Source organism: Glutamicibacter sp. AOP12-B1-11, from assembly GCF_052379245.1.
Classification (GTDB): Bacteria; Actinomycetota; Actinomycetes; order Actinomycetales; family Micrococcaceae; genus Glutamicibacter.
Window position 1 is genome coordinate 102,255 of record NZ_JBQSYL010000007.1, and the last position, 18,429, is coordinate 120,683.

Here is an 18,429-nt window from a genome sequence, read left to right on the forward strand (position 1 = left end):
TAGGGCATTTTTGCCACGTACCGGCAGTTTTGCAAAGTGAAGAAGCCTTGAAGCTACGCTCGCCAACTGCTAAAGTTCATACTACGAACAGAAGTTCACAATGTGAACAATACGCAGCGATGGAGCAGTGGATACATGCAGCAGGCCTACCTATACGACGCAATCCGTACCCCGTTCGGCAAAATCGGCGGAGCCCTTTCCTCCCACCGTCCGGACGACCTCGCGGCGCACGTAGTGCGCGAGCTGGTAGCCCGTGCTCCCAAGCTGGATGTTGCAGACATCGACGAGTCGATCTTCGGCAATGCCAACGGCGCCGGCGAGGAAAACCGCAACGTGGCCCGCATGGCCACCCTGCTCGCCGGGCTGCCAACCTCGCTGCCGGGCACCACGATGAACCGCCTGTGCGGCTCCTCGCTGGATGCCTCCATCGCGGCCTCCCGCCAGATCGCTACCGGCGACGCGGACCTGGTACTGCTCGGCGGAGTCGAATCGATGAGCCGCGCCCCATGGGTGCTGCCGAAGACCGAGCGCCCCTTCCCGATGAGCAATCTCGAGCTGGCGAACACTACCCTGGGCTGGCGCCTGGTCAACCCGGCCATGCCGGGACAATGGACCGTCTCGCTGGGCGAGGCCACCGAGCAGCTGCGCGAAAAGCACAGCATCACCCGCGAGGATCAGGACGAATTCTCCGCACTTTCGCACCAGCAGGCGGCAGCGGCCTGGGACGCGGGCAAGTACGACAATCTGGTCGTTTCGGTGCCGCCGGCGAACAAGCGCGGCACCGAGTTCACCCGGGATGAAACCATCCGCGCGGATTCCACCGCCGAAACCCTGGCCAAGCTGCGCACCGTCTTCCGCACCGGCGAGAACGCCACGGTCACCGCCGGCAACGCCTCGCCGATGAACGACGGCGCCTCGGCTGCCTTCATCGGCTCGGCGCGTGGCGGCGAGCTGCTCGGCGCCGCCCCGCTGGCCCGCATCGTGTCCAACGGCGCCTCCGCGCTGGATCCGCAGTTCTTCGGCTTCGCACCGGTCGAGGCCGCGAACAAGGCCCTGTCCAAGGCCGGGCTGAAATGGTCGGATATCGCCGCCGTCGAGCTGAACGAAGCCTTCGCGGCGCAGTCCCTTGCCTGCATCCGCGCCTGGGATATCGACCCGGCCATCGTCAATGCCTGGGGCGGCGCCATCTCCATCGGCCACCCATTGGGCGCCTCGGGCCTGCGCATCCTGGGCACCGTGGCCCGCCGCCTGGCGGAATCCGGTGAGCGCTACGGCGTGGCAGCGATTTGCATCGGTGTCGGCCAGGGCCTGGCGGTAGTCGTCGAGAACGAAAACGCAACCAAGTAGTTCCGCTGCTTGGGTCTGGAAACTTCGAGAAAGGCAGAATTATGGCACCACGTATTGCCACCTCGGCGGCCGACGCCGTCGCCGAAATTAAGGACGGCTCAACCGTCCTGATCGGCGGCTTCGGCAACGCCGGCCAGCCGATGGAACTGATCGACGCGCTCATGGAGTGCGGCGCCAAGGAGCTGACCGTGGTCAACAACAACGCGGGCCAGGCCGATGCCGGGCTCGCGCTGCTGATCAAGGAACGCCGAGTCAAGAAGATCATCTGTTCCTTCCCGCGCCAGTCCGACTCCTGGCACTTCGACGAGGCCTACCGGGCCGGCGAGATCGAGCTCGAACTCGTTCCGCAGGGCAACCTGGCCGAGCGCATCCGCGCCGCAGGCGCCGGGATCGGCGGCTTCTTCACCCCGACCGGCTACGGCACGCTGCTGGCCGAAGGCAAGGAAACCCGCGTCATCGACGGCAAGGGCTATGTCCTGGAAACCCCGATCAACGCGGATTTCGCATTGATCAAGGCGCTGAAGGCCGACACGCTGGGCAACCTGGTGTACCGCAAGACCGCCCGGAACTTCGGCCCAATCATGGCCACCGCGGCCAAGCAGGCAATCGTGCAGGTGGACGAGGTTGTCCAAGCTGGCAGCCTTGACCCGGAGAACGTCATCACCCCGGGCATCTACGTGGATACCGTCGTGGCACTTGGAGGAACTAAGTAATGAGCAACTACTCCAGCACCGAAGAAAAACTGAGCCGGGACGAAATGGCCCAGCGCGTCGCCGCAGACATTCCTGCCGGTGCCTACGTCAACCTCGGCATCGGCCAGCCGACCAACGTATCCAACTTCCTGACCGGTGAACAGGGAGTTACCCTGCACACCGAAAACGGAATGCTGGGCATGGGGCCGGTGGCCACCGGAGAGGACGTCGACGAGGACCTGATCAACGCCGGCAAGATCCCGGTGACCGAACTTCCCGGGGCCTCCTTCTTCCACCACGCCGATTCCTTCGCCATGATGCGCGGCGGGCACCTGGATGTCTGCGTACTCGGAGCTTTCCAGGTATCCGGTGCCGGAGACCTGGCCAATTGGCACACCGGGGCAGAAGGCGCGATTCCTGCCGTCGGCGGAGCCATGGATCTGGCCATCGGCGCGAAGCAGACCTGGGTGATGATGAGCCTGTTCACCAAGACCGGTGAATCAAAACTTGTCGAAGCGCTGTCCTACCCGGTGACCGGATTGGGCTGCGTCTCGCGGATCTACACCGAGGTGGCGATCTTCGAACTGCGCGATTCAAAGGTCTTCGTGCGCTCCAGCCATGGACTCAGCTTCGAGGAACTGCAGGCCAAGGTGCCGGTAGAACTAACCAAGGCCTAGAACACAGTAGATTAGTGGGGGTGCTTCCGAATGATTTCGGGGCACCCCCAATTTTCATAACCCGCGCGCCGCACGGTAAGGCGCGTGCAAGGAGCACGGTGAGCGAGCAGGCAGCAAATAGTACGTCCGTCCAGTCCCTGGCGCGCGGTCTCCAGGTGATCAGCAGCTTCGACGCGGAGCACCCGTCGATGACGCTCTCCGAGGTCGCGGTGCGCACCTCGCTATCGCGCGCCACCGCACGCCGCTTTCTGCTGACCCTGCAAGATCTGGGCTACGTCCGTTCTGACGGCAAGCATTTCGAGCTGACCTCCAAGGTTTTGCAGCTTGGCTACGCCTATCTGTCCAGCGCCACGTTGCCGCAGCTGATCGAGCCGGTATTGGAAGAGCTCTCGGCCACGGTCCATGAGTCGGCCTCGGCCTCGGTGCTGGACGGAACCGAAATTGTCTATATCGCCCGCGTGCATACCCGCTCGATCATGCGGGTCGGGATCTCGGTGGGCACTCGGTTCCCCGCGGTGAATACCTCGATGGGCCGGGTGCTCCTGGCCTACCAGCCCGAAGCGGTGCGCGAATCAGTGCTGGCTGCCGGGGTTCATGCGACCACCGGGCTGGGCATCGGCAGCGCGGATCAGTTGCGCGTGGAGCTGGAGCGGATCCGCGCGCAGGGGTTCGCCGTGGTGGACCAGGAGCTGGAAATCGGGTTGCGCTCGGTGGCGGTCCCGGTTTTCACTTCGGAGGCAAGCGTGGCGGCCGCGATGAATGTGTCGATGAGTGTGCACCCCAATTCGGCGTTGAGCGCCGAACAGGCGGCGGAAGCCGTCCTTCCCGAATTGCTGAGGGCCGCCGAGCAGGTGCGCGAAGCGCTGGCCGCGAGCCGCTGAGCAGCTACAGCTCGCGCGCATCGCGCCGGATCGGGTGGTGCTCGGGAACCTGCACGAGCACGATGCGGGTCCCATCGGGATCCTGGATCCAGCCTTCGATGAGCCCCCATGGTTCTGTGAGCGCTTCGCGGAGGATCGGCACTCCCTGGCCAGTCAGCCGTTCCAGCTGGGCCTCCACATCGCGGACCTGGATCCACAACACCAGGGAGGAGGCAGTCGCCGGGTCGCGTTGGCCGGAGACCTCCAGCAGTCCGTTGCCGAGGAAAAACACCACGCCGCGGTGCTCGGGCGGGCCGAATTCGCGGGACACCGCCAACTGCAGCACGTCGCGGTAGAAGCTCTGGGTTTCGGCCAGGTTCACGGGCCGCAGCAGCACTCGGCTTGAAAGAATTTCCATGGGCACCAATCTATCCGGCGGCCGCTGTGCAGCCTAGCGCCGCGGAGGCGCAGATCTCCGGTGGAGAATATGGAGGCTGACAAAATATTTGTTGTAACTTCAACTAAAACCTGTAATGTTGTCATAGCGGAGTCCGTTGCCGCGACTAAGCGGCCACGGAATCCCAGCCATCGCCGGGCCCGGCCCGGACGCAAATCAAGAGGAGTTGATCCGCCATGACCGACCTACTGAGCGACATCCGTTCGGCAGACTGGAACCACACCGCCGAACCCGGCGCGGTAATCCTGTTCTTGCACGGCTTCGGCTCCAACGAAAACGATCTGAGCTCGCTGGCGGAGCCGCTCGGGTTCAAGCTGCCTTGGGCATCGCTTCGCGCTCCGCTGGAACTCGGCAACGGCGGCGCCGCCTGGTTCCAGATCACCACCCCGGGAGTGCCCGACGCGGCTCCCGTCGAGGCGGCTACCGCGGCCATCTGGGCTTGGATCGATGAAAACGTCGATGCCGGCACGAAGGTCATCCCGATCGGGTTCTCGCAGGGCGGTCTGATGGCCAGCCAGCTGCTGCGCACCCGTCCGGAGCGCGTAGTTGCCACCACAATCCTCGGCGGATTTGTGCTCGGCGGCGAACAGCCGGCCGATGCCCGGCTCGCCGCTCAGCGTCCGGCAGTGTTCTGGGGCCGCGGCACCGAGGACCGGGTGATCGCCCCGGTGGCGATCGCGCGCACCACCGACTTCCTGCCCCAGCACTCGTCGCTGACCGAGCGCACCTACCCGGGCCTGGCCCACGGGATCAACATCGAGGAACTGGACGACGTGCGCAGCCACGTCACCGAGGCGCTGGCCGCCTTGCCAGCCGCCAAGGGCTGAGCCCGCTGGCGCCTTTCACGATCGGGACCTTCGATTTCGGTGAACCGGCCAGCGGCGCCCAAAGCCAGTTGCCGGAGCGCTACGGCGAATACTCTGAAGAGAAGCTGGATCTGCTGTTGCGGATAGGTGCGGAAGAACCCGGACATCTGGATCGTGAATCCTTTTAAGCTATGAGGCATCCCTTTTTTCTGGCCCGGAGTAGGGCTTGGTGGGCTGTCGCCGGGCCAAGCGCTGAGCTGAATCGGGCCGCTGGCCACGGATGTTCTGCCGGCGGTGCGCGCAGCGCCGAAGCAGTAGCCTTGGCGGGCACGGGTAATCTTGGTTCATGGCCACGGTAGAACGAACGTTGATTGAAATCCGCGAGGCAATCGCGAAACTGCATCGCGCCGCGGCACACGACCAGGATCCGCAGCGCGCCCATGCGGCGCACTGGCTCGATGGACTCTTTGAAAACGTTGAATCCCGTGCGCAATTGCGCGAGGCGGCCAGGCAGGCCCTGGAGCTCTATCGTGGCGGAATGGGATCTTTCCAAGACGTGGGTACCGCGGTCATGGCCGAGGCCGTGGACGGACTGCGCCGTGCGCTTAGCGCAGCCCGCTCGTGGTTGCTGCGGGACTAATCGCGGCTCGTTGAGCCCGCCGGACGAATGCGGCAAATTTACCGGCAGCGCATTGGCGCGACGGCCGAACGCCGCGGCAAACCCCGACAACTCGAAACCGCCTAGGGTCCGGTCCGTTCGGGTCTCCTGTCGGTGGGTGAAGTGCGAATCGGATTGCCAGTTCCGCGCATTTGATGACTGCGCCGCAACGTTGAACGCTCAACACAGAAAATGCAGTCCCAAGGGAAAGCCCGTGGGACTGCATTGGCAGGGTGTGAAAGAGCTTAGGCGGTTACGGCCAAAGCATCGATTTCCACGAGCATAACCTCGTGCGGCAGGTCGACAAACACCGTGGTGCGGCTCGGAAGCTGGCCGCTTGGGACGTTCTCCTTGATGAACTCGCCGTACACCTCGTTCATGGCGGCAAAGTCATCGCGCGTGGTCAGGTAAACACGGAACATGATGACATCCTCTACTGAGGAACCGCCAGCTTCCAAGATGGCCTTGACGTTTTCCAAGGTACGCCGAGTCTGTCCCTTGACATCGCCGGCGGCGATGTATTCGTTGCTCACCGGATCCATTGGGCCTTGGCCGGATACCTGAAACATGCCACCTTTCTTGATTCCTTGGCTGAAGGTATGCGCCGGGGCAGGGGCGTTGTCAGTCCGGACGATTTCCTTATTCATAAGGTTTTCCTTTCGGTTGGGATGAAGCCAAGGTCGGCGGAAATCGCCTCAGCAACGGATTTGATCTCTGGCACTAGGGCCAGCAGCTCTTCCTGGCTCAGCAATACCACCGGTACCGAGCATGAGACGGCGGCCACGACATGGCTGCTAGCGTCCCGGATTGGCACGGCGACGCAGTGCACAAATTCTTCATGCTCTCGGTTGTCGAAAGCGAAGCCCTGTCGTTCGACGGTATCCAAGGCCGTCAGAAAATCTTCGGCGTTGCTTAACGTGTGCTTTGTGTAGCGGTGGTAATTCAGCGACTCGGCAATGTGCTGACGTCGTTCCACGGGCAGCTCCGAGAGCAGCACCTTGGCCACCGCGGTGGCATGCAGCGACGCGGTCAAGCCGATGCGGGAATACATGCGTACCGAGTGCCGGGACTCCAGCTTGTCGATGTACACCACCTCGGGGCCTTCGAAAGCGGCCAGGTGGATGGTCTGTCCCGTTAGCCGGTTTAGTGCGGTCAGATGCGGATGGGCTACCTGAACGATATTTCGCTGTTCCAAGGCGAGTGAGGATAGTTCAAAGAGCTTGGACCCCAATTGGTACTTGCCTTGGTCGTTGCGCACCACGAAGCGGCATTCTTCCAAGGTGTGCAACTGGCGCATGATTGTAGTCTTGTGCACTTGGCTATCGGCCGCGATGTCGTCCAAGCTTTGCGGTTCAGTGGCGATAAGGTTCAGTAGCCCTAGCGCGCGCTTGAGTGTGGCGCTCACGATATTCCTTTACGGTAGATCTGTTCACCGAAAACACTAATGCCTTCAGCTGAAAGGACTGTACCGCTCCACTGGGATTCCTGAAGCTGCAGCAGGTGCGAAATCACCTCTGCCGGGGGGAGATCGCCGCGGTCAGCGCGCACCGTGAGGGTGCAGGCTGCCGCAAGGTGGCCGCGGCGCAAGGCCCGGGGTGTGGTGAGTCCAGCCAGCAGGCCGGAGAGGAAGCCGGCCGCAAAGGAATCTCCTGCCCCGACGGGCTCGATTACATCAACTTGTAAGGAAGGCACTTCAAAGCGTCCTTCCGGGGTCAGCGCGATAGCGCTGGTGGATTCATTTTTCAGTACCAGGATCGAAGGATCTGGTAGCAGCTGGCGAATGAGTTGTTCATCGCTGGTGCCGAAGGCCAGTTCGGCTTCGTCCAGCCCCACCATGACGACATCGGCCTTATTGGCCAACTTCTGCAGCAGCGAGGCATCGCGGCCCTGCCACAGCTGAGACCTCCAATTGACATCGAAGCAGATCCGGGCTTGGCGTGGTGCGGAGCAGAGCTCGAGCATCATCTCAGCACAGGAGTCCGAGAGCGCTGCGGTAATTCCGGAGAGGTGGATCAACTTCACGGCGCGCAGTGCAGTCGCCCGGGACGGGTGGCGGAGGAAGGCGCGATCCATGGCGCTCGCTGCCGAACCGGCGCGGTAGTACAGGACCTTGGCGGGGGATCGATCGTGTGCCGGAGCCTTGACATAGAGCCCCGTGGGACGACGACCGTCAGACTCAACGAGGGAAGTGTCCACGCCCCCGGCGTTTAGTTCTTCGGTGATTCGCGACCCGAAATCATCGGCCCCCACCCGTGATACCCAGGAAACATCCACACCCATGGCTGCCAAGCCGAGTGCCACGTTGGATTCGGCCCCGCCCATGGACAAAGCCATCTCGTGGGCGTGATGCAAGGCTGAGCCGTTGGCCGGAGTCACCATCGCCATGGTTTCTCCGAGGCAAATCACATCGCTCATGCGCTACTTCCTTATGGGTTGAGGGTTTATCGGTGATCGACGCCGGGTGGTGAGTCAAGTCTCGATAAAGCATTGACGGGATCACGGGATCAATGCTAAACATATCCAGGCAACATTTGCAATCATGATTGCGATATACGCAATGAAGGGGTTTTAGTAATGGTTTCATCCAGCAACGAGCAGATCGACGTCCAGCACGTCGCTGAGCTGTCCGCGGAAACCCTCGATTGGCGGCATCAGGCGATCCCGGCGGCTTTCCACGGCCGTACCGTCGACGAATTCCTGGCTGCGGAGCCACATCTGGGCAACCTGCAGACCCCGGTGCTGACCCTCGACGAGGCGGCCATGGCGCATAACCTCCAGTTGCTGGCCAGCTGGTGCAAACGGCACTCGGTGCTGTTGGCACCCCATGGCAAAACCACCATGGCCCCGGCACTGTGGAAACGCCAGCTCGAGTTGGGCGCCTGGGGCTTGACCTTGGCCAATGCCCACCAATTGCGCACCGCCCGAGCCTTCGGCGTGCAGCGGATCATGATCGCAAATTCAGTCACCGATCCACAGGCCATCGCGTATCTAGCGGCCGAAACCGCCAAGGGCGCGCAGATCATTTCCTGGGTCGACTCGGTGCGGACGGTCCGGCTGCTGGAGCGTGAATTGGCCACAACGCCGCAGATTGTCCTTCCAGTAATCGTCGAGCTCGGCGCCCTGAATGGACGCACCGGCGCACGTGCCAACACCGAAGCGCTGGAGATCGCACGATCCGTTGCCGCCTCGCCGCAATTGGCGTTGGCTGGCGTAGGCGGCTACGAAGGCTCACTGGCGCATACCACCGACGAAGTAGCACTCGGTGCCGTGCGTGGTTACCTGCGCCGAGTCGGAGAATTGCACCGATCCGCGCTGGATGAAAAGCTCTACGGCACGGACGAGGTGATCATCACCGCCGGCGGCAGTGCCTATTTCGACGAGGTTGCCTCCGAATTGTCCGAACTGAGCCAAGAAGCTACCGATCAGGTCCCCGCGGTGCAGGTGGTGCTGCGATCGGGTGCCTATGTGATTCACGACGACGGCTTCTACCGGATGATCTCCCCATTGGGGCGACAGGATCCAGAAGCTCCCGAAGCCCTGCGTTCGGCCATGCATGCCTGGGTCCGAGTGGTGTCCCAGCCTGAGCCGGGCCTTGCCATCCTGGACGCCGGTAAGCGTGACCTTCCCTTTGACGAGGGATTGCCCGTGCCACAGGCAGTCGGCACCGGGTTAGGCAGAGAGATGACAGCACTGGAATCGGCGGCAATCACTGCGGTCAACGACCAGCATGCTTTCCTCAGCTTTGACCCGTCGCTGAAGATCAACCCCGGGGATGTAGTCCGTCTGGGACTCTCCCACCCGTGTACGGCACTGGATAAATGGACCCTGCTGCCGGTGCTCGATACGGCTGCCAACAGCAACCCGCGCATCGTTGATGCCGTGCGCACCTTTTTCTAAGGAACATCAATGAGCGAACCGACACTTTTCAGCAATGCCACGATCGTGGACGGCACCGGGGCACCGCGCTACCGTGCCGACGTCCTGATCTCCGAAGGCATCATCAAACGCATTGCCTCGGCCGGCGCCCTGGCGGCTTCCGCGGAAATACGCCAAGTAGACGCCGAATCGCTGGTGCTTAGCCCCGGATTTATCGACATGCACGCGCACTCGGACCTCTACCTGTTGACCGCCCCGGAGCATCTGCCCAAGATTACCCAGGGAGTGACCACCGAGGTGCTTGGCCAAGACGGGATCTCCTATGCGCCGGTCAATGACGAGATCCTTCCGCAGATCCGCGAAAAGATTGCCGGATGGAACGGTAACCCGCAGGATTTCGATTTCTCCTGGCGCAGCGTAGCCCAATACCTCGATCGGCTGGATGCCGAAGACGCGCAAGGCCAGCGCATCGCCACCAACGCCGCCTATCTGATCCCCCAGGGCACCGTGCGCGCGTTGGTTATGGGATTCGGGGACCAGCGCGCCGACGGCGCTCAGATCACCGCCATGCGACAGGTCATTGCCGAAGGCATGGAGCAAGGGGCGGTGGGTCTTTCCAGCGGCCTGACCTATACACCGGGCATGTATGCGAGCACCGCCGAGCTCGGAGAACTGTGCGCCGAGGTAGCCGCACACGGCGGATTCTACGCCCCGCACCACCGCTCCTACGGAAAGGGTGCGCTGGATGCCTATGCGGAGATGATCGAGCTTTCGCGATCCTCCGGATGCGCACTTCACTTGGCACACGCCACGATGAATTTCGCAGAAAATAAGGGTAAGGCGCCAGCCTTGCTCGAACTCATCGACCAGGCCTTGTCCGAAGGGGCAGATATCAGCCTCGACACCTATCCTTATCTGCCAGGCTCCACCACGCTCTCCGCAGTTCTGCCCAGCTGGTCCTCGGCCGGCTCCGTGGATGACACCCTAGCGCGTCTAGCAGATCCGCAAGACCGGGCCCGCATCCGCCAGGCCTTGGAAGTCACCGGATCAGATGGCTGCCACGGAGTCGTGGCCGAGTGGGAGACCCTGGAAATTTCATCGGTGCAGAACCCAGCGCTTGCCGAGTATGTGGGGCGAACTATCCAGGACATCGCCGCCACAGAACGCCGCGAACCCTTCGAGGTCTTTTGCACGATCCTCACCGAGGATCGGCTGGGGGCAGGCATCCTGCAGCATGTGGGCCACGAGGAGAACGTGCGAGCCATTATGACCCACCGCGTGCACACCGGCGGATCGGACGGGTTGCTGCACGGCGCCAAGCCGCATCCGCGGGCCTGGGGCACCTTCCCGCAGTACCTTGGACGATACTGCCGCGAACTCGGGGTGATGTCGCTGGAGGAAACCGTGCACCACCTCACCGGGCGGCCAGCGCAGCGGCTGAAGCTGGTAAAACGTGGCGAGATCCGCGAAGGCTACGCGGCGGACTTGGTGCTTTTTGACCCGCAGACCGTTGCTGCTGGATCGACTTTTGACAATCCTAAGCAACCCGCCATTGGCATCCAGGCCGTCTATGTCAACGGTGTGGCCGCACTACGCGACGGCCGGCCCACCGGAGCACGGGCCGGACGCGCCCTGCGTCGCACTACAGAAGGAACGCAAGCGTTATGACAACTACTTTGAACCAGCTGCTAGCAGCAGACAAGACCCTTGCAGTGGTGCGCGCGGAGCGCATCTTGGACGCTGCGGAACTAGCGGGGGCACTGGCTCGCGGAGGAATCCGCACCATGGAATTGACGTTCACCACCCCGAATGTACTGGAGCACATCCGCCGTGTGGCAGATACCGCACAGGAGCACGGGGTCATGATTGGCGTGGGAACGGTGCTCAGCGCCGCACAGGCAGAGGCCGCGTTGGATGCCGGGGCCCAGTTCCTGGTCACCCCGGGGCTACGCACCGAGGTTGCCGCGGTAGCCCGAGAACGCCAAGTGCCCTTCAGCCTTGGAGCGCTCACTCCCACCGAAGTTGCCCAGGCTGTTGATCTAGGTAGCGAAATCGTGAAGATTTTCCCAGCTCGTCATGTGGGGCCGGGATATCTCAAGGATCTGCTGGGTCCCTTCCCAGAGTTGAAATTGCTGCCATCTGGCGGCATCAACGAGCAGAATGCGGCGGATTTCTTAGCCGCCGGGGCGCTAGCGGTATGCTGCGGAACCTCCGTCGTGCATCCAACGTTAGTAGCCGAAGGCGCATGGGAGCAGATCACCCAACGCGCACAAAAATTTACCTCTTCACTCGGATAATTAATAGCTTAGAAACGAGGTGGCACCGTGGCCACATTCCTTGAATGGCTCAGACACGATACACTTGGCCTGCTGTTGCTGGCCGCTGCTGGCATCGCCCTGCTGCTAACCCTGATCATCAAGTCCAAAATTGAACCTTTTATTGCCCTGGTGGCTACCGGTGTGCTCGTCGCCCTTGTCGGCGGAGTCTCCCTGACAGATCTAGTCGGAACCCCGGTCAAAGCCTCAGACGCCTTGATCGAAAAGGGCTTCGCCGGCATTCTGGGCCACATCACCCTGATTATCGGTCTGGGTACCGTGTTGGGCGCCATCCTTGAACACTCTGGCGGCGCGCAAGTTCTGCTGGACAGGCTGATCAAGGTTTTCGGCGAGAAGGGGACGCCTGTGGCCATGGGCGTTACCGGTTTCCTATTGGGTATTCCGGTATTTTTCGACATCGGTATTTTCGTCTTGGCGCCATTGGTCTACGTTGCCGCGGTTCGCGGGGGACGTTCGCTCGCGCTGTACGCCTTGCCGCTTCTGGCAGGCTTGTCCGTGACGCATGCCTTCCTGCCGCCGCATCCGGGTCCGGTGGCAGCCGCCGGGTTCTTTGGCGTCTCCCTAGGCTGGATCATTGTTATGGGGCTGGCTTGTGGTATCCCGGCATGGTTTGCTTCAGGCATCATGTGGGGACGCTGGATCGGTGCTCGCGTGCATGTTGAGGTGCCAGGTGAGCACGTGCGCAATACCAAGGAAGGATCTCAGCTGCAGGCACCTGGAATTGGCAGTGTTTCCTTAGCCATTGGCCTGCCGATGGTGCTAATCCTGTGCGCAACCCTCGGCAATGTTCTACTGCCGGAAGGGTGGCTGAAAGACCTGCTGATCTTCACCGGAAATCCAGCTATCGCACTGACAATCGCGGTGTTGCTAGCCATGTGGATTCTTGGTACCCGGCGGGGGATGACCCGTGCGGAACTTTCAAAGGTCACCGGCGAGTCGCTGCGCCCGGTAGGCATGATCCTGCTCGTGGTGGGTGCTGGCGCGTTCTTCGGTGCGGTATTGGCCGCCACTGGCGTGGGGCAAGCCGTAGCCGGTTCGCTGTCACAAGCAGGCCTACCGCTGATATTGTCGGCCTACGTAATTTCCTGCGGTATGCGCATCGCGCAGGGTTCTGCCACCGTGGCTATCGTGACAACGAGCGGCATCCTTGCCCCGACTATGGCATCCGGTGATTTCAGCCAACCCCAGCTGGCGCTGATCGTCATTGCGATTTCTTCCGGTTCCATCATTGCCAGCCATGTCAACGACGGTGGCTTCTGGATTATTGCCAAGTACTTCAACATGTCGGTCAAGGACACTTTGAAAACCTGGACGGTGCTGGAGACAGTTCTGTCGGTGGTTGGTTTCGCCGTGGCCGCGACACTATTTGCGATCGTGTCTTAGCTAGGGAAGCGGACTTTGATTTGCCCCGGAGCCATGAGGGTTCCGGGGCAAATTTTATGTGTAGCTTCAAACCATGAATTACGACGGGGTGACGTCGACGTACCAGTGTTCTACCAACTCCGGCGCATGATCACCGGTTGGACCAGTGGATGCCTCCGGAACTTCGAAGAGCCCTTCGCCGGAGGCCCGTCCAAGAATCAAATTTCCGCAACCGTGCTAGGCATCGGGTGCTGAGCCGAACCTAAGATGTGGCCAATTCGCCTAAGGCAACTGCACTGCTGCAGCAGCTAGGCGATCCGGTTGAAACGCGGCCCGCGATAGCCCTCGCGCTCTACCACTTCCTCGAACATTGACAGCGGTCGGGCCCAAAAGCTGTAGTCATCGTAGAGCTTGCGATAGAACACCAGCGGTTCCTCGGTTTCACTGTGCCTGCCCACGGCCAGCACCTCGTAGCGCTGCCCCTTAAAATGTTCGTAAATGCCGGCTTCAACGCTCAACGGGTGGCCTTTCCTGCCAGAAGGTGCAAATTAGCGCGGACCATGTTCGCGAGCACCGCTGCGCTGGTCCAAGAGGTGATTCAAAATAGGGTCCAGCACGGCCAGACCATCGGCCACGCCACCGGTGGATCCGGGCAGGGTCAGCACAAAACTGTTCCCGGCGAATCCGGCGACGCCACGGGTCATGATCGCCATCGGGGTCATCGCTTCGCCGCGCCGGCGGATGGCCTCGATGATCCCGGGTAGCTGCACATCCAGCAGCGGGGCAACCATCTCAGGTGACTGATCATCCGGGGAAACTCCGGTTCCTCCGGTGACCACCACCACGCGGGCTCCGGCGGCAAGCTGCTCTTCCACGGCAACGCGCACCGGCAGCCCATCGGCGGCCACCAGCGGCTGGGCGGCAGCAAAGCCGCGTTCGACGAGCCACCGGGCAATGACCGGGCCCGTCTTGTCCGTGGCGGTTCCGGCCGCGCAGCTGGTCGAGGCAACAACGACCGCGGCTCGGTCACCGGGGACTTTACCGCTCATTGTCACGAGTCCAGTCCCCGCTCTTTCCGCCGGACTTGGACAGCACCTTGATGCCGGTGACTTCGGCGTGCTTGTCTACCGCCTTGGTCATGTCATACAGGGTCAAGGCCGCGACGCTGGCAGCGGTTAGTGCTTCCATTTCCACCCCGGTGACCCCCTTGGTGGTGACCTGTGCGGTGATGCGCACGGTGTCTGCCTCGGCCGTAAAGTCCACCGATACCTTGGAGATCGGCAACGGGTGGCACAGCGGCACCAGTTCCCAGGTGCGCTTAGCCGCCATGATGCCTGCCACGCGGGCGGTGCCCAGCGCCTCGCCTTTGGGCAGGTTCCCGCTCATCAGCTGCTCGATGACATCGGGGCGGGTAACGAACAGCGCCTCGGCCGTGGCCACCCGCTTGGTGACGGTCTTGTCGCTGACATCCACCATGTGGGACGTGCCATCGGCGCGCAGGTGGGTGAGGCGTTGGTTCTCAGACATTAAAGCTCCAGGTTTCAATTTCTGCGCCGGCGGGCAAATGGGTCAGCCCCACCGGTAGATGGACTAGCGCATCGGCTCGGGCAAGATCATGGATCAGGTGCGAGCCCGGAGCGAGCACGGTGACCTGCCCATCTGCCAGCATCGCGCGGCGCACCTGATGTTTGGACTCGGGGGAGCTGACCTCATGGGCAAGCACTCCGCGCGTTGCCCGCGGCTGTGGAAGTGCTGCGAAGGCGCGCAGCAACGGGGCGAGGAAGAGCTCGGCGGAAAGCAGCGCGCTGACCGGGTTCCCGGGGAAGCAGAGTACCGGGGTACGCGAACCATCTGGGTTTTCCAAGCTCGCATGTCCCTGGGGCCCACCGGGTTGCATCGCCACATGGTGGAAGTCGCCGCCCAGGGGTTCGAGCACCTGGCGAACTACTTCGAATGCCCCGGCACTGATCCCGCCAACGGTGAGCAGCAAGTCAGCCTGCGCGGCATGCTTCAAGAGATGTTCTGAGAAAGCCTGCGGATCATCGGGCAAACGTGCCACCGAGACCTCGGCACCGTAGTCCCGCAAGAGGGCGGCGAGCATCGGGCTATTGGCATCCGGGATGCGAGCCGCCGCGACCTCGGAACCGGGGGCGGCCAGCTCGTCGCCGGTGGTGCACAGCAGCACCTGTGGCCGAGCTTGCACCGGAACTTGATGCACGCCGCTGGCCGCCAGCGCGCCTATCAAGGTGGGGGTCAGCAACTCGCCGGCCTCGGCCACGACCGCGCCGCCGGCCAGTTGTTCGCCGGCCTCGCGGATGAAACGCCCCGCGCCGCTCGGCCGTGTAAAGGTGGCCGTGCCGCACGGCGTGCCGGCTCCTGCCCGAACCAGCACAGGGAAAGCTGCTGAAACCGTCTCCTCGATGGGAACCACGGTATCTGCCCCGTAGGGGATGGGAGCGCCGGTCATCACCGGGATGACGGTACCGGGTTCAAGCTTCAATCGCGGGTCGCCGGCCGCGGCGGTGAAACCGAGCGGGAAGGTCAACGGGGATTGACTACTGGCCGCGGCGAGCTGCTGCGAGTGAAGGGCGTAGCCGTCCATCTGCGAATTGGTAAAGGCGGGGATCGGCAGCACGGCGGTGATTCGCGCGGCGGTGACCCGACCGGCGAGCGCAGGGTGGCCAATGCTCAATAGTTCCGGCGCTTCGCCGTGAAGGCGCTGCAGCATTGGCACCAGCAGATCACGCACATGGATGCGGTGGGATTCGAGAGTACAACTCATGAAGGGTGATTACCCGCCGGCGAACGGTGGAAGCACATCAACGGTCAGCGGTTTGCTGTCTGCTTCATCCCCGGCGGTGCGCAGCGCACCGGTATCGCGGCGGACCGTGCCGTTGACCAAGAAACTTCCGGAGTTGAGTACTTTTGCCATCTCTTGGCCGTACTTTTCCTGGAGTTCGGCGCGTAATTCCGCGAGCGTTGTTACGGTTGGCCAATGCTCCTCTTCGGCGCCGGCGGCCTGGGCGGCGGCGGCGAAGTAACGGATCAAGATCGAGGTCATATCTCCATGCTATCTTGTGCGTAGCGGGCAGGTAAGACGATTAACACGTAGGATCCCAGTATGAATCAAAGCGTATCTCCGGGTGGTGCCACGCCTCCTGCCGCGGTGCAGGTGGGCGCGGAACTCAACGACGAACAGCGCGCTCGTGCCCAGCGGCAGCTCTCATTGCCCGGCTTCGGTTTCGAGTCCCAACGCAGGCTTGCCCACGCGCGGGTTTTGGTCATCGGCGCCGGTGGACTGGGGTGCGCGAGCGTGCCGTATCTGGTCGGCGCCGGGGTGGGGACCATCGGGCTGGTGGATGACGATGTGGTCGAGCTTTCGAATCTGCATCGGCAGGTTGCGCACACCACGGCGAACCTCGGTGTCGCTAAGACCTCCTCTTTGGCGCAGGCGGCCAAGGCGCTGGACCCGAGCATTACGGTTGTTGAACACAACCTGCGGTTGACCGCCGAGAACGCCTTGGAGATCTTTGCCGGCTACGACCTGGTAGTTGATGGGAGCGATAATTTTCCTACCCGCTACCTGGTTAATGATGCGGCTCAGATCAGCGGGATTCCGTTGATCTGGGGATCCATCCTCGCCCATCATGGGCAGGTCAGCGTGGCTTGGCATGCGTACGGCCCGGGCTACCGGGATCTGTTCCCGAGTCCGCCGGAGCCGGGCACCGTGGTGAACTGTGCCGTCGGCGGGGTGCTGCCGGGGCTATGCGGAACGGTTGGTTCCTTGCTGGCCACCGAAACGTTGAAGGTGATTACCGGACTGGGGGACCTGCTCATTGGCCGGGTGCTGATCTATGACGCGCTCGCCGGCCGCACCAGGGAAATCGCCTACGGCCGTGACCCGCAAGGAAAACCGGTGAGCGAATTGATCGACTACGAACTATTCTGTGCCGGAGCGGAACCGCAACCCGAGGCGATCTCGGCCTCCGAACTTGCGGGAATGATGCGTTCCGGTGATGCCCCGCGTCTGCTTGACGTGCGGACCCTGGCAGAACGCGAACAGCTGCGCATCGCCGGATCCCAGTTTGTGCCGTTGGATGAGCTTGAAGCGGCTTCCCAAGCGGAGCAAGCATTGGTCCTGCCCGGTAGCGGCGAGCTGATTGTCTATTGCGCCCGTGACCCCCGATCCATCCGTGCCGCACAGCTATTAGCCAAGCGCGGGGTGCCGGTGCGCTACCTTTCAGGTGGTATTCACGAGTTCGCCCCGCTTGCCCCGGAATTCACCGCGACAGATGCCGCGGAGGCATCAACAGACAGCTTGAAGGAGAACTCATGACCGAGTTGAACAATTCACTAGCCCGCATCAGCACTGAGGCCATCGATGAGTCCGCGGTTCGAGCGGCGGTGGACGGTCCGGACGCCGGAGCGGTGGTGATGTTCCATGGCATCGTACGCAACCATGACGGCGGCGAAAAGGTCCTGGGACTGGACTACTCAAGCCACCCGCAGGCCGAAGAGTTTCTGGCCAAGATCCTGGCCGAAGAGCAGGAACGCTCCGGGGTGCGTATGGCGGCGGTGCACCGCGTGGGGGAACTGAAAATTGGCGACGCCGCCTTGGTCGCGGCGTCCGCCGCCGCGCACCGTGGTGAGGCCTTCGCCGCCATCGAGGCTTTGGTTGAGCGCATCAAGCACGAGGTGCCGATCTGGAAGCGTCAGCATTTCGAAGCGGGAACCAGTCAATGGGTGGGTCTCTAAGCACGGAGACATCAGCCACCGGTTTCAGTCTTCTCGGCGCGGCTGAGGTGGCAGCAAAGCTAGATCTGCCGCCAACCACGAGGGATATTCTCTTAGACCGGTGGTTTTCTGGCTTGGCGCACAGCGACAACAACCCACAAGGAAGCAAGCGCCAGCATCGCACCGCCTGGCCAAACCGTGCCGGTCGCCAACTGCCAAACACCCACGAGCAGGAAAAGCGCCGCGAGCACCGAGGCAGTTGTGGGTGAAACCGTGGATTTCTTCATGTCGCCAATTTCCGCTAAGTCCTAGATCCAGAGAGCTTCGAAAACGCCTGATTTTGCCACTCCCAGCAAACCGCCAGCGGCAGCAGCCAGTCACATGATATCTCTAGCTGCGGCGCATTTCCGTGTCCGGGTCAGCCACCGCCGCGGGTGTCGGCGCGGCCCGGCAATACGGGGTTTCCGCCATCGAGCCAGAGCCTGAAAACATATGCGCCAGCTCGCCGCACAGTGATAACCGTTCGAGAGTTGTAATTTGTACGGCACCGCCGGCGAGATGGCCGCACCTCGGCTTAGCGCCACGCGGCCGCAGGCCGTGCCGGCATCCTCGGACGAGCAACTG

22 protein-coding genes are annotated in these 18,429 nt (G+C 62.5%); 12 read left to right on the plus strand and 10 right to left on the minus strand.

Annotated features, from left to right (window positions below; genetic code table 11):
• The first annotated feature begins 135 nt into the window (after positions 1-135).
• From ACT3UQ_RS05830 to ACT3UQ_RS05845, 4 genes are all read left to right on the plus strand, one after another.
• Positions 136-1,347 carry a thiolase family protein gene (locus ACT3UQ_RS05830; RefSeq protein WP_105553439.1) on the plus strand — a complete coding sequence of 404 codons (1,212 nt, stop codon included), beginning with the start codon at positions 136-138 and terminating at the stop codon, positions 1,345-1,347.
• A gap of 41 nt (positions 1,348-1,388) precedes the next feature.
• Positions 1,389-2,060, plus strand: a complete 672-nt coding sequence (locus tag ACT3UQ_RS05835; protein WP_105553438.1) for a 3-oxoacid CoA-transferase subunit A — start codon at positions 1,389-1,391, stop codon at positions 2,058-2,060.
• Positions 2,060-2,716 (plus strand): 3-oxoacid CoA-transferase subunit B, encoded by a 657-nt coding sequence (locus ACT3UQ_RS05840; RefSeq protein ID WP_105650159.1) that lies wholly within the window; start codon positions 2,060-2,062, stop codon positions 2,714-2,716. Before ACT3UQ_RS05835 ends, ACT3UQ_RS05840 begins: the two co-directional genes overlap by 1 nt.
• A gap of 98 nt (positions 2,717-2,814) precedes the next feature.
• Positions 2,815-3,597: an IclR family transcriptional regulator domain-containing protein gene (locus ACT3UQ_RS05845; protein WP_181150521.1), complete on the plus strand. Its 783-nt coding sequence runs from the start codon at positions 2,815-2,817 to the stop codon at positions 3,595-3,597.
• Between the two features lie 4 nt (positions 3,598-3,601).
• Here the strand turns inward: ACT3UQ_RS05845 and ACT3UQ_RS05850 are convergent, their stop codons facing one another.
• Positions 3,602-3,994 carry a VOC family protein gene (locus ACT3UQ_RS05850; protein ID WP_105553436.1) on the minus strand — a complete coding sequence of 131 codons (393 nt, stop codon included), beginning with the start codon at positions 3,992-3,994 and terminating at the stop codon, positions 3,602-3,604.
• Between the two features lie 215 nt (positions 3,995-4,209).
• On the opposite strand from ACT3UQ_RS05850, the gene ACT3UQ_RS05855 reads away from it, so the two are divergent.
• Together ACT3UQ_RS05855 and ACT3UQ_RS05860 are read left to right on the plus strand one after the other, a co-directional pair.
• Complete coding sequence (locus ACT3UQ_RS05855; RefSeq protein ID WP_105553435.1) at positions 4,210-4,860, plus strand: alpha/beta hydrolase; 651 nt, start codon at positions 4,210-4,212, stop codon at positions 4,858-4,860.
• A gap of 325 nt (positions 4,861-5,185) precedes the next feature.
• Positions 5,186-5,479, plus strand: a complete 294-nt coding sequence (locus ACT3UQ_RS05860; RefSeq protein WP_105650160.1) for a DUF6966 domain-containing protein — start codon at positions 5,186-5,188, stop codon at positions 5,477-5,479.
• Between the two features lie 263 nt (positions 5,480-5,742).
• Here the strand turns inward: ACT3UQ_RS05860 and ACT3UQ_RS05865 are convergent, their stop codons facing one another.
• From ACT3UQ_RS05865 to ACT3UQ_RS05875, 3 genes are read right to left on the minus strand one after another with little or no spacing between them, the layout of a single operon-like run.
• Positions 5,743-6,144, minus strand: a complete 402-nt coding sequence (locus ACT3UQ_RS05865) for a RidA family protein (protein ID WP_105553433.1) — start codon at positions 6,142-6,144, stop codon at positions 5,743-5,745.
• Complete coding sequence (locus ACT3UQ_RS05870) at positions 6,141-6,902, minus strand: IclR family transcriptional regulator (RefSeq protein ID WP_105569694.1); 762 nt, start codon at positions 6,900-6,902, stop codon at positions 6,141-6,143. Before ACT3UQ_RS05870 ends, ACT3UQ_RS05865 begins: the two co-directional genes overlap by 4 nt.
• Positions 6,899-7,912 (minus strand): sugar kinase, encoded by a 1,014-nt coding sequence (locus tag ACT3UQ_RS05875; RefSeq protein ID WP_444636666.1) that lies wholly within the window; start codon positions 7,910-7,912, stop codon positions 6,899-6,901. Before ACT3UQ_RS05875 ends, ACT3UQ_RS05870 begins: the two co-directional genes overlap by 4 nt.
• A 159-nt stretch (positions 7,913-8,071) precedes the next feature.
• On the opposite strand from ACT3UQ_RS05875, the gene ACT3UQ_RS05880 reads away from it, so the two are divergent.
• From ACT3UQ_RS05880 to ACT3UQ_RS05895, 4 genes are read left to right on the plus strand one after another with little or no spacing between them, the layout of a single operon-like run.
• Entirely contained in the window at positions 8,072-9,394 is a 1,323-nt protein-coding gene (locus tag ACT3UQ_RS05880) for an alanine racemase (RefSeq protein ID WP_105553430.1), read from the plus strand.
• A gap of 9 nt (positions 9,395-9,403) precedes the next feature.
• Positions 9,404-11,041, plus strand: coding sequence for an N-acyl-D-amino-acid deacylase family protein (locus ACT3UQ_RS05885; RefSeq protein WP_444636668.1), 1,638 nt, complete (start codon positions 9,404-9,406; stop codon positions 11,039-11,041).
• Entirely contained in the window at positions 11,038-11,670 is a 633-nt protein-coding gene (locus tag ACT3UQ_RS05890; protein ID WP_444636670.1) for a bifunctional 4-hydroxy-2-oxoglutarate aldolase/2-dehydro-3-deoxy-phosphogluconate aldolase, read from the plus strand. Before ACT3UQ_RS05885 ends, ACT3UQ_RS05890 begins: the two co-directional genes overlap by 4 nt.
• 27 nt (positions 11,671-11,697) lie before the next feature.
• A complete protein-coding gene (locus ACT3UQ_RS05895) occupies positions 11,698-13,092 on the plus strand; it encodes a GntP family permease (RefSeq protein WP_444636671.1) in 1,395 nt (464 codons plus the stop codon).
• 287 nt (positions 13,093-13,379) lie between these two features.
• Here the strand turns inward: ACT3UQ_RS05895 and ACT3UQ_RS05900 are convergent, their stop codons facing one another.
• Genes ACT3UQ_RS05900 through ACT3UQ_RS05920 form a run of 5 tightly spaced genes read right to left on the minus strand, consistent with a single transcriptional unit; the run spans position 13,380 to position 16,132 of the window.
• Entirely contained in the window at positions 13,380-13,589 is a 210-nt protein-coding gene (locus tag ACT3UQ_RS05900; RefSeq protein WP_105553426.1) for a DUF1653 domain-containing protein, read from the minus strand.
• A 30-nt stretch (positions 13,590-13,619) separates the two neighbouring features.
• A complete protein-coding gene (locus tag ACT3UQ_RS05905) occupies positions 13,620-14,120 on the minus strand; it encodes a molybdopterin-binding protein (RefSeq protein WP_105553425.1) in 501 nt (166 codons plus the stop codon).
• Positions 14,110-14,598: a cyclic pyranopterin monophosphate synthase MoaC gene (moaC, locus tag ACT3UQ_RS05910; protein ID WP_105553424.1), complete on the minus strand. Its 489-nt coding sequence runs from the start codon at positions 14,596-14,598 to the stop codon at positions 14,110-14,112. The genes ACT3UQ_RS05905 and moaC overlap by 11 nt, the downstream gene beginning before the upstream one ends.
• On the minus strand, positions 14,591-15,853 hold the full coding sequence (locus tag ACT3UQ_RS05915; protein ID WP_444636674.1) for a molybdopterin molybdotransferase MoeA: 1,263 nt from the start codon (positions 15,851-15,853) through the stop codon (positions 14,591-14,593). The genes moaC and ACT3UQ_RS05915 overlap by 8 nt, the downstream gene beginning before the upstream one ends.
• 9 nt (positions 15,854-15,862) lie before the next feature.
• A complete protein-coding gene (locus tag ACT3UQ_RS05920) occupies positions 15,863-16,132 on the minus strand; it encodes a MoaD/ThiS family protein (RefSeq protein WP_105569688.1) in 270 nt (89 codons plus the stop codon).
• A gap of 60 nt (positions 16,133-16,192) precedes the next feature.
• Here ACT3UQ_RS05920 and ACT3UQ_RS05925 point away from each other — a divergent pair, with 60 nt between their 5' ends.
• Entirely contained in the window at positions 16,193-17,407 is a 1,215-nt protein-coding gene (locus ACT3UQ_RS05925) for a ThiF family adenylyltransferase (protein ID WP_105569687.1), read from the plus strand.
• Positions 17,404-17,826 (plus strand): molybdenum cofactor biosynthesis protein MoaE, encoded by a 423-nt coding sequence (locus ACT3UQ_RS05930; RefSeq protein WP_105553421.1) that lies wholly within the window; start codon positions 17,404-17,406, stop codon positions 17,824-17,826. Before ACT3UQ_RS05925 ends, ACT3UQ_RS05930 begins: the two co-directional genes overlap by 4 nt.
• A 92-nt stretch (positions 17,827-17,918) precedes the next feature.
• Here the strand turns inward: ACT3UQ_RS05930 and ACT3UQ_RS05935 are convergent, their stop codons facing one another.
• The gene (locus ACT3UQ_RS05935) at positions 17,919-18,092 is read right to left on the minus strand and encodes a hypothetical protein (RefSeq protein ID WP_181148428.1); all 174 of its coding nucleotides are present in this window, start codon (positions 18,090-18,092) and stop codon (positions 17,919-17,921) included.
• Positions 18,093-18,429 lie beyond the last annotated feature (337 nt).

Excerpts from the sequence above, each read along its gene's own strand:
- ACT3UQ_RS05935 (WP_181148428.1), bottom strand. The coding sequence starts at position 18,092 with ATGAAGAAATCCACGGTTTCACCCACAACTGCCTCGGTGCTCGCGGCG.
- ACT3UQ_RS05860 (WP_105650160.1), top strand. The coding sequence starts at position 5,186 with ATGGCCACGGTAGAACGAACGTTGATTGAAATCCGCGAGGCAATCGCG.
- ACT3UQ_RS05840 (WP_105650159.1), top strand. The coding sequence starts at position 2,060 with ATGAGCAACTACTCCAGCACCGAAGAAAAACTGAGCCGGGACGAAATG.
- ACT3UQ_RS05875 (WP_444636666.1), bottom strand. The coding sequence starts at position 7,912 with ATGAGCGATGTGATTTGCCTCGGAGAAACCATGGCGATGGTGACTCCG.
- ACT3UQ_RS05880 (WP_105553430.1), top strand. The coding sequence starts at position 8,072 with ATGGTTTCATCCAGCAACGAGCAGATCGACGTCCAGCACGTCGCTGAG.
- moaC (WP_105553424.1), bottom strand. The coding sequence starts at position 14,598 with ATGTCTGAGAACCAACGCCTCACCCACCTGCGCGCCGATGGCACGTCC.
- ACT3UQ_RS05835 (WP_105553438.1), top strand. The coding sequence starts at position 1,389 with ATGGCACCACGTATTGCCACCTCGGCGGCCGACGCCGTCGCCGAAATT.
- ACT3UQ_RS05850 (WP_105553436.1), bottom strand. The coding sequence starts at position 3,994 with ATGGAAATTCTTTCAAGCCGAGTGCTGCTGCGGCCCGTGAACCTGGCC.
- ACT3UQ_RS05925 (WP_105569687.1), top strand. The coding sequence starts at position 16,193 with ATGAATCAAAGCGTATCTCCGGGTGGTGCCACGCCTCCTGCCGCGGTG.
- ACT3UQ_RS05915 (WP_444636674.1), bottom strand. The coding sequence starts at position 15,853 with ATGAGTTGTACTCTCGAATCCCACCGCATCCATGTGCGTGATCTGCTG.
- ACT3UQ_RS05930 (WP_105553421.1), top strand. The coding sequence starts at position 17,404 with ATGACCGAGTTGAACAATTCACTAGCCCGCATCAGCACTGAGGCCATC.
- ACT3UQ_RS05855 (WP_105553435.1), top strand. The coding sequence starts at position 4,210 with ATGACCGACCTACTGAGCGACATCCGTTCGGCAGACTGGAACCACACC.
- ACT3UQ_RS05905 (WP_105553425.1), bottom strand. The coding sequence starts at position 14,120 with ATGAGCGGTAAAGTCCCCGGTGACCGAGCCGCGGTCGTTGTTGCCTCG.
- ACT3UQ_RS05865 (WP_105553433.1), bottom strand. The coding sequence starts at position 6,144 with ATGAATAAGGAAATCGTCCGGACTGACAACGCCCCTGCCCCGGCGCAT.
- ACT3UQ_RS05890 (WP_444636670.1), top strand. The coding sequence starts at position 11,038 with ATGACAACTACTTTGAACCAGCTGCTAGCAGCAGACAAGACCCTTGCA.
- ACT3UQ_RS05920 (WP_105569688.1), bottom strand. The coding sequence starts at position 16,132 with ATGACCTCGATCTTGATCCGTTACTTCGCCGCCGCCGCCCAGGCCGCC.
- ACT3UQ_RS05885 (WP_444636668.1), top strand. The coding sequence starts at position 9,404 with ATGAGCGAACCGACACTTTTCAGCAATGCCACGATCGTGGACGGCACC.
- ACT3UQ_RS05830 (WP_105553439.1), top strand. The coding sequence starts at position 136 with ATGCAGCAGGCCTACCTATACGACGCAATCCGTACCCCGTTCGGCAAA.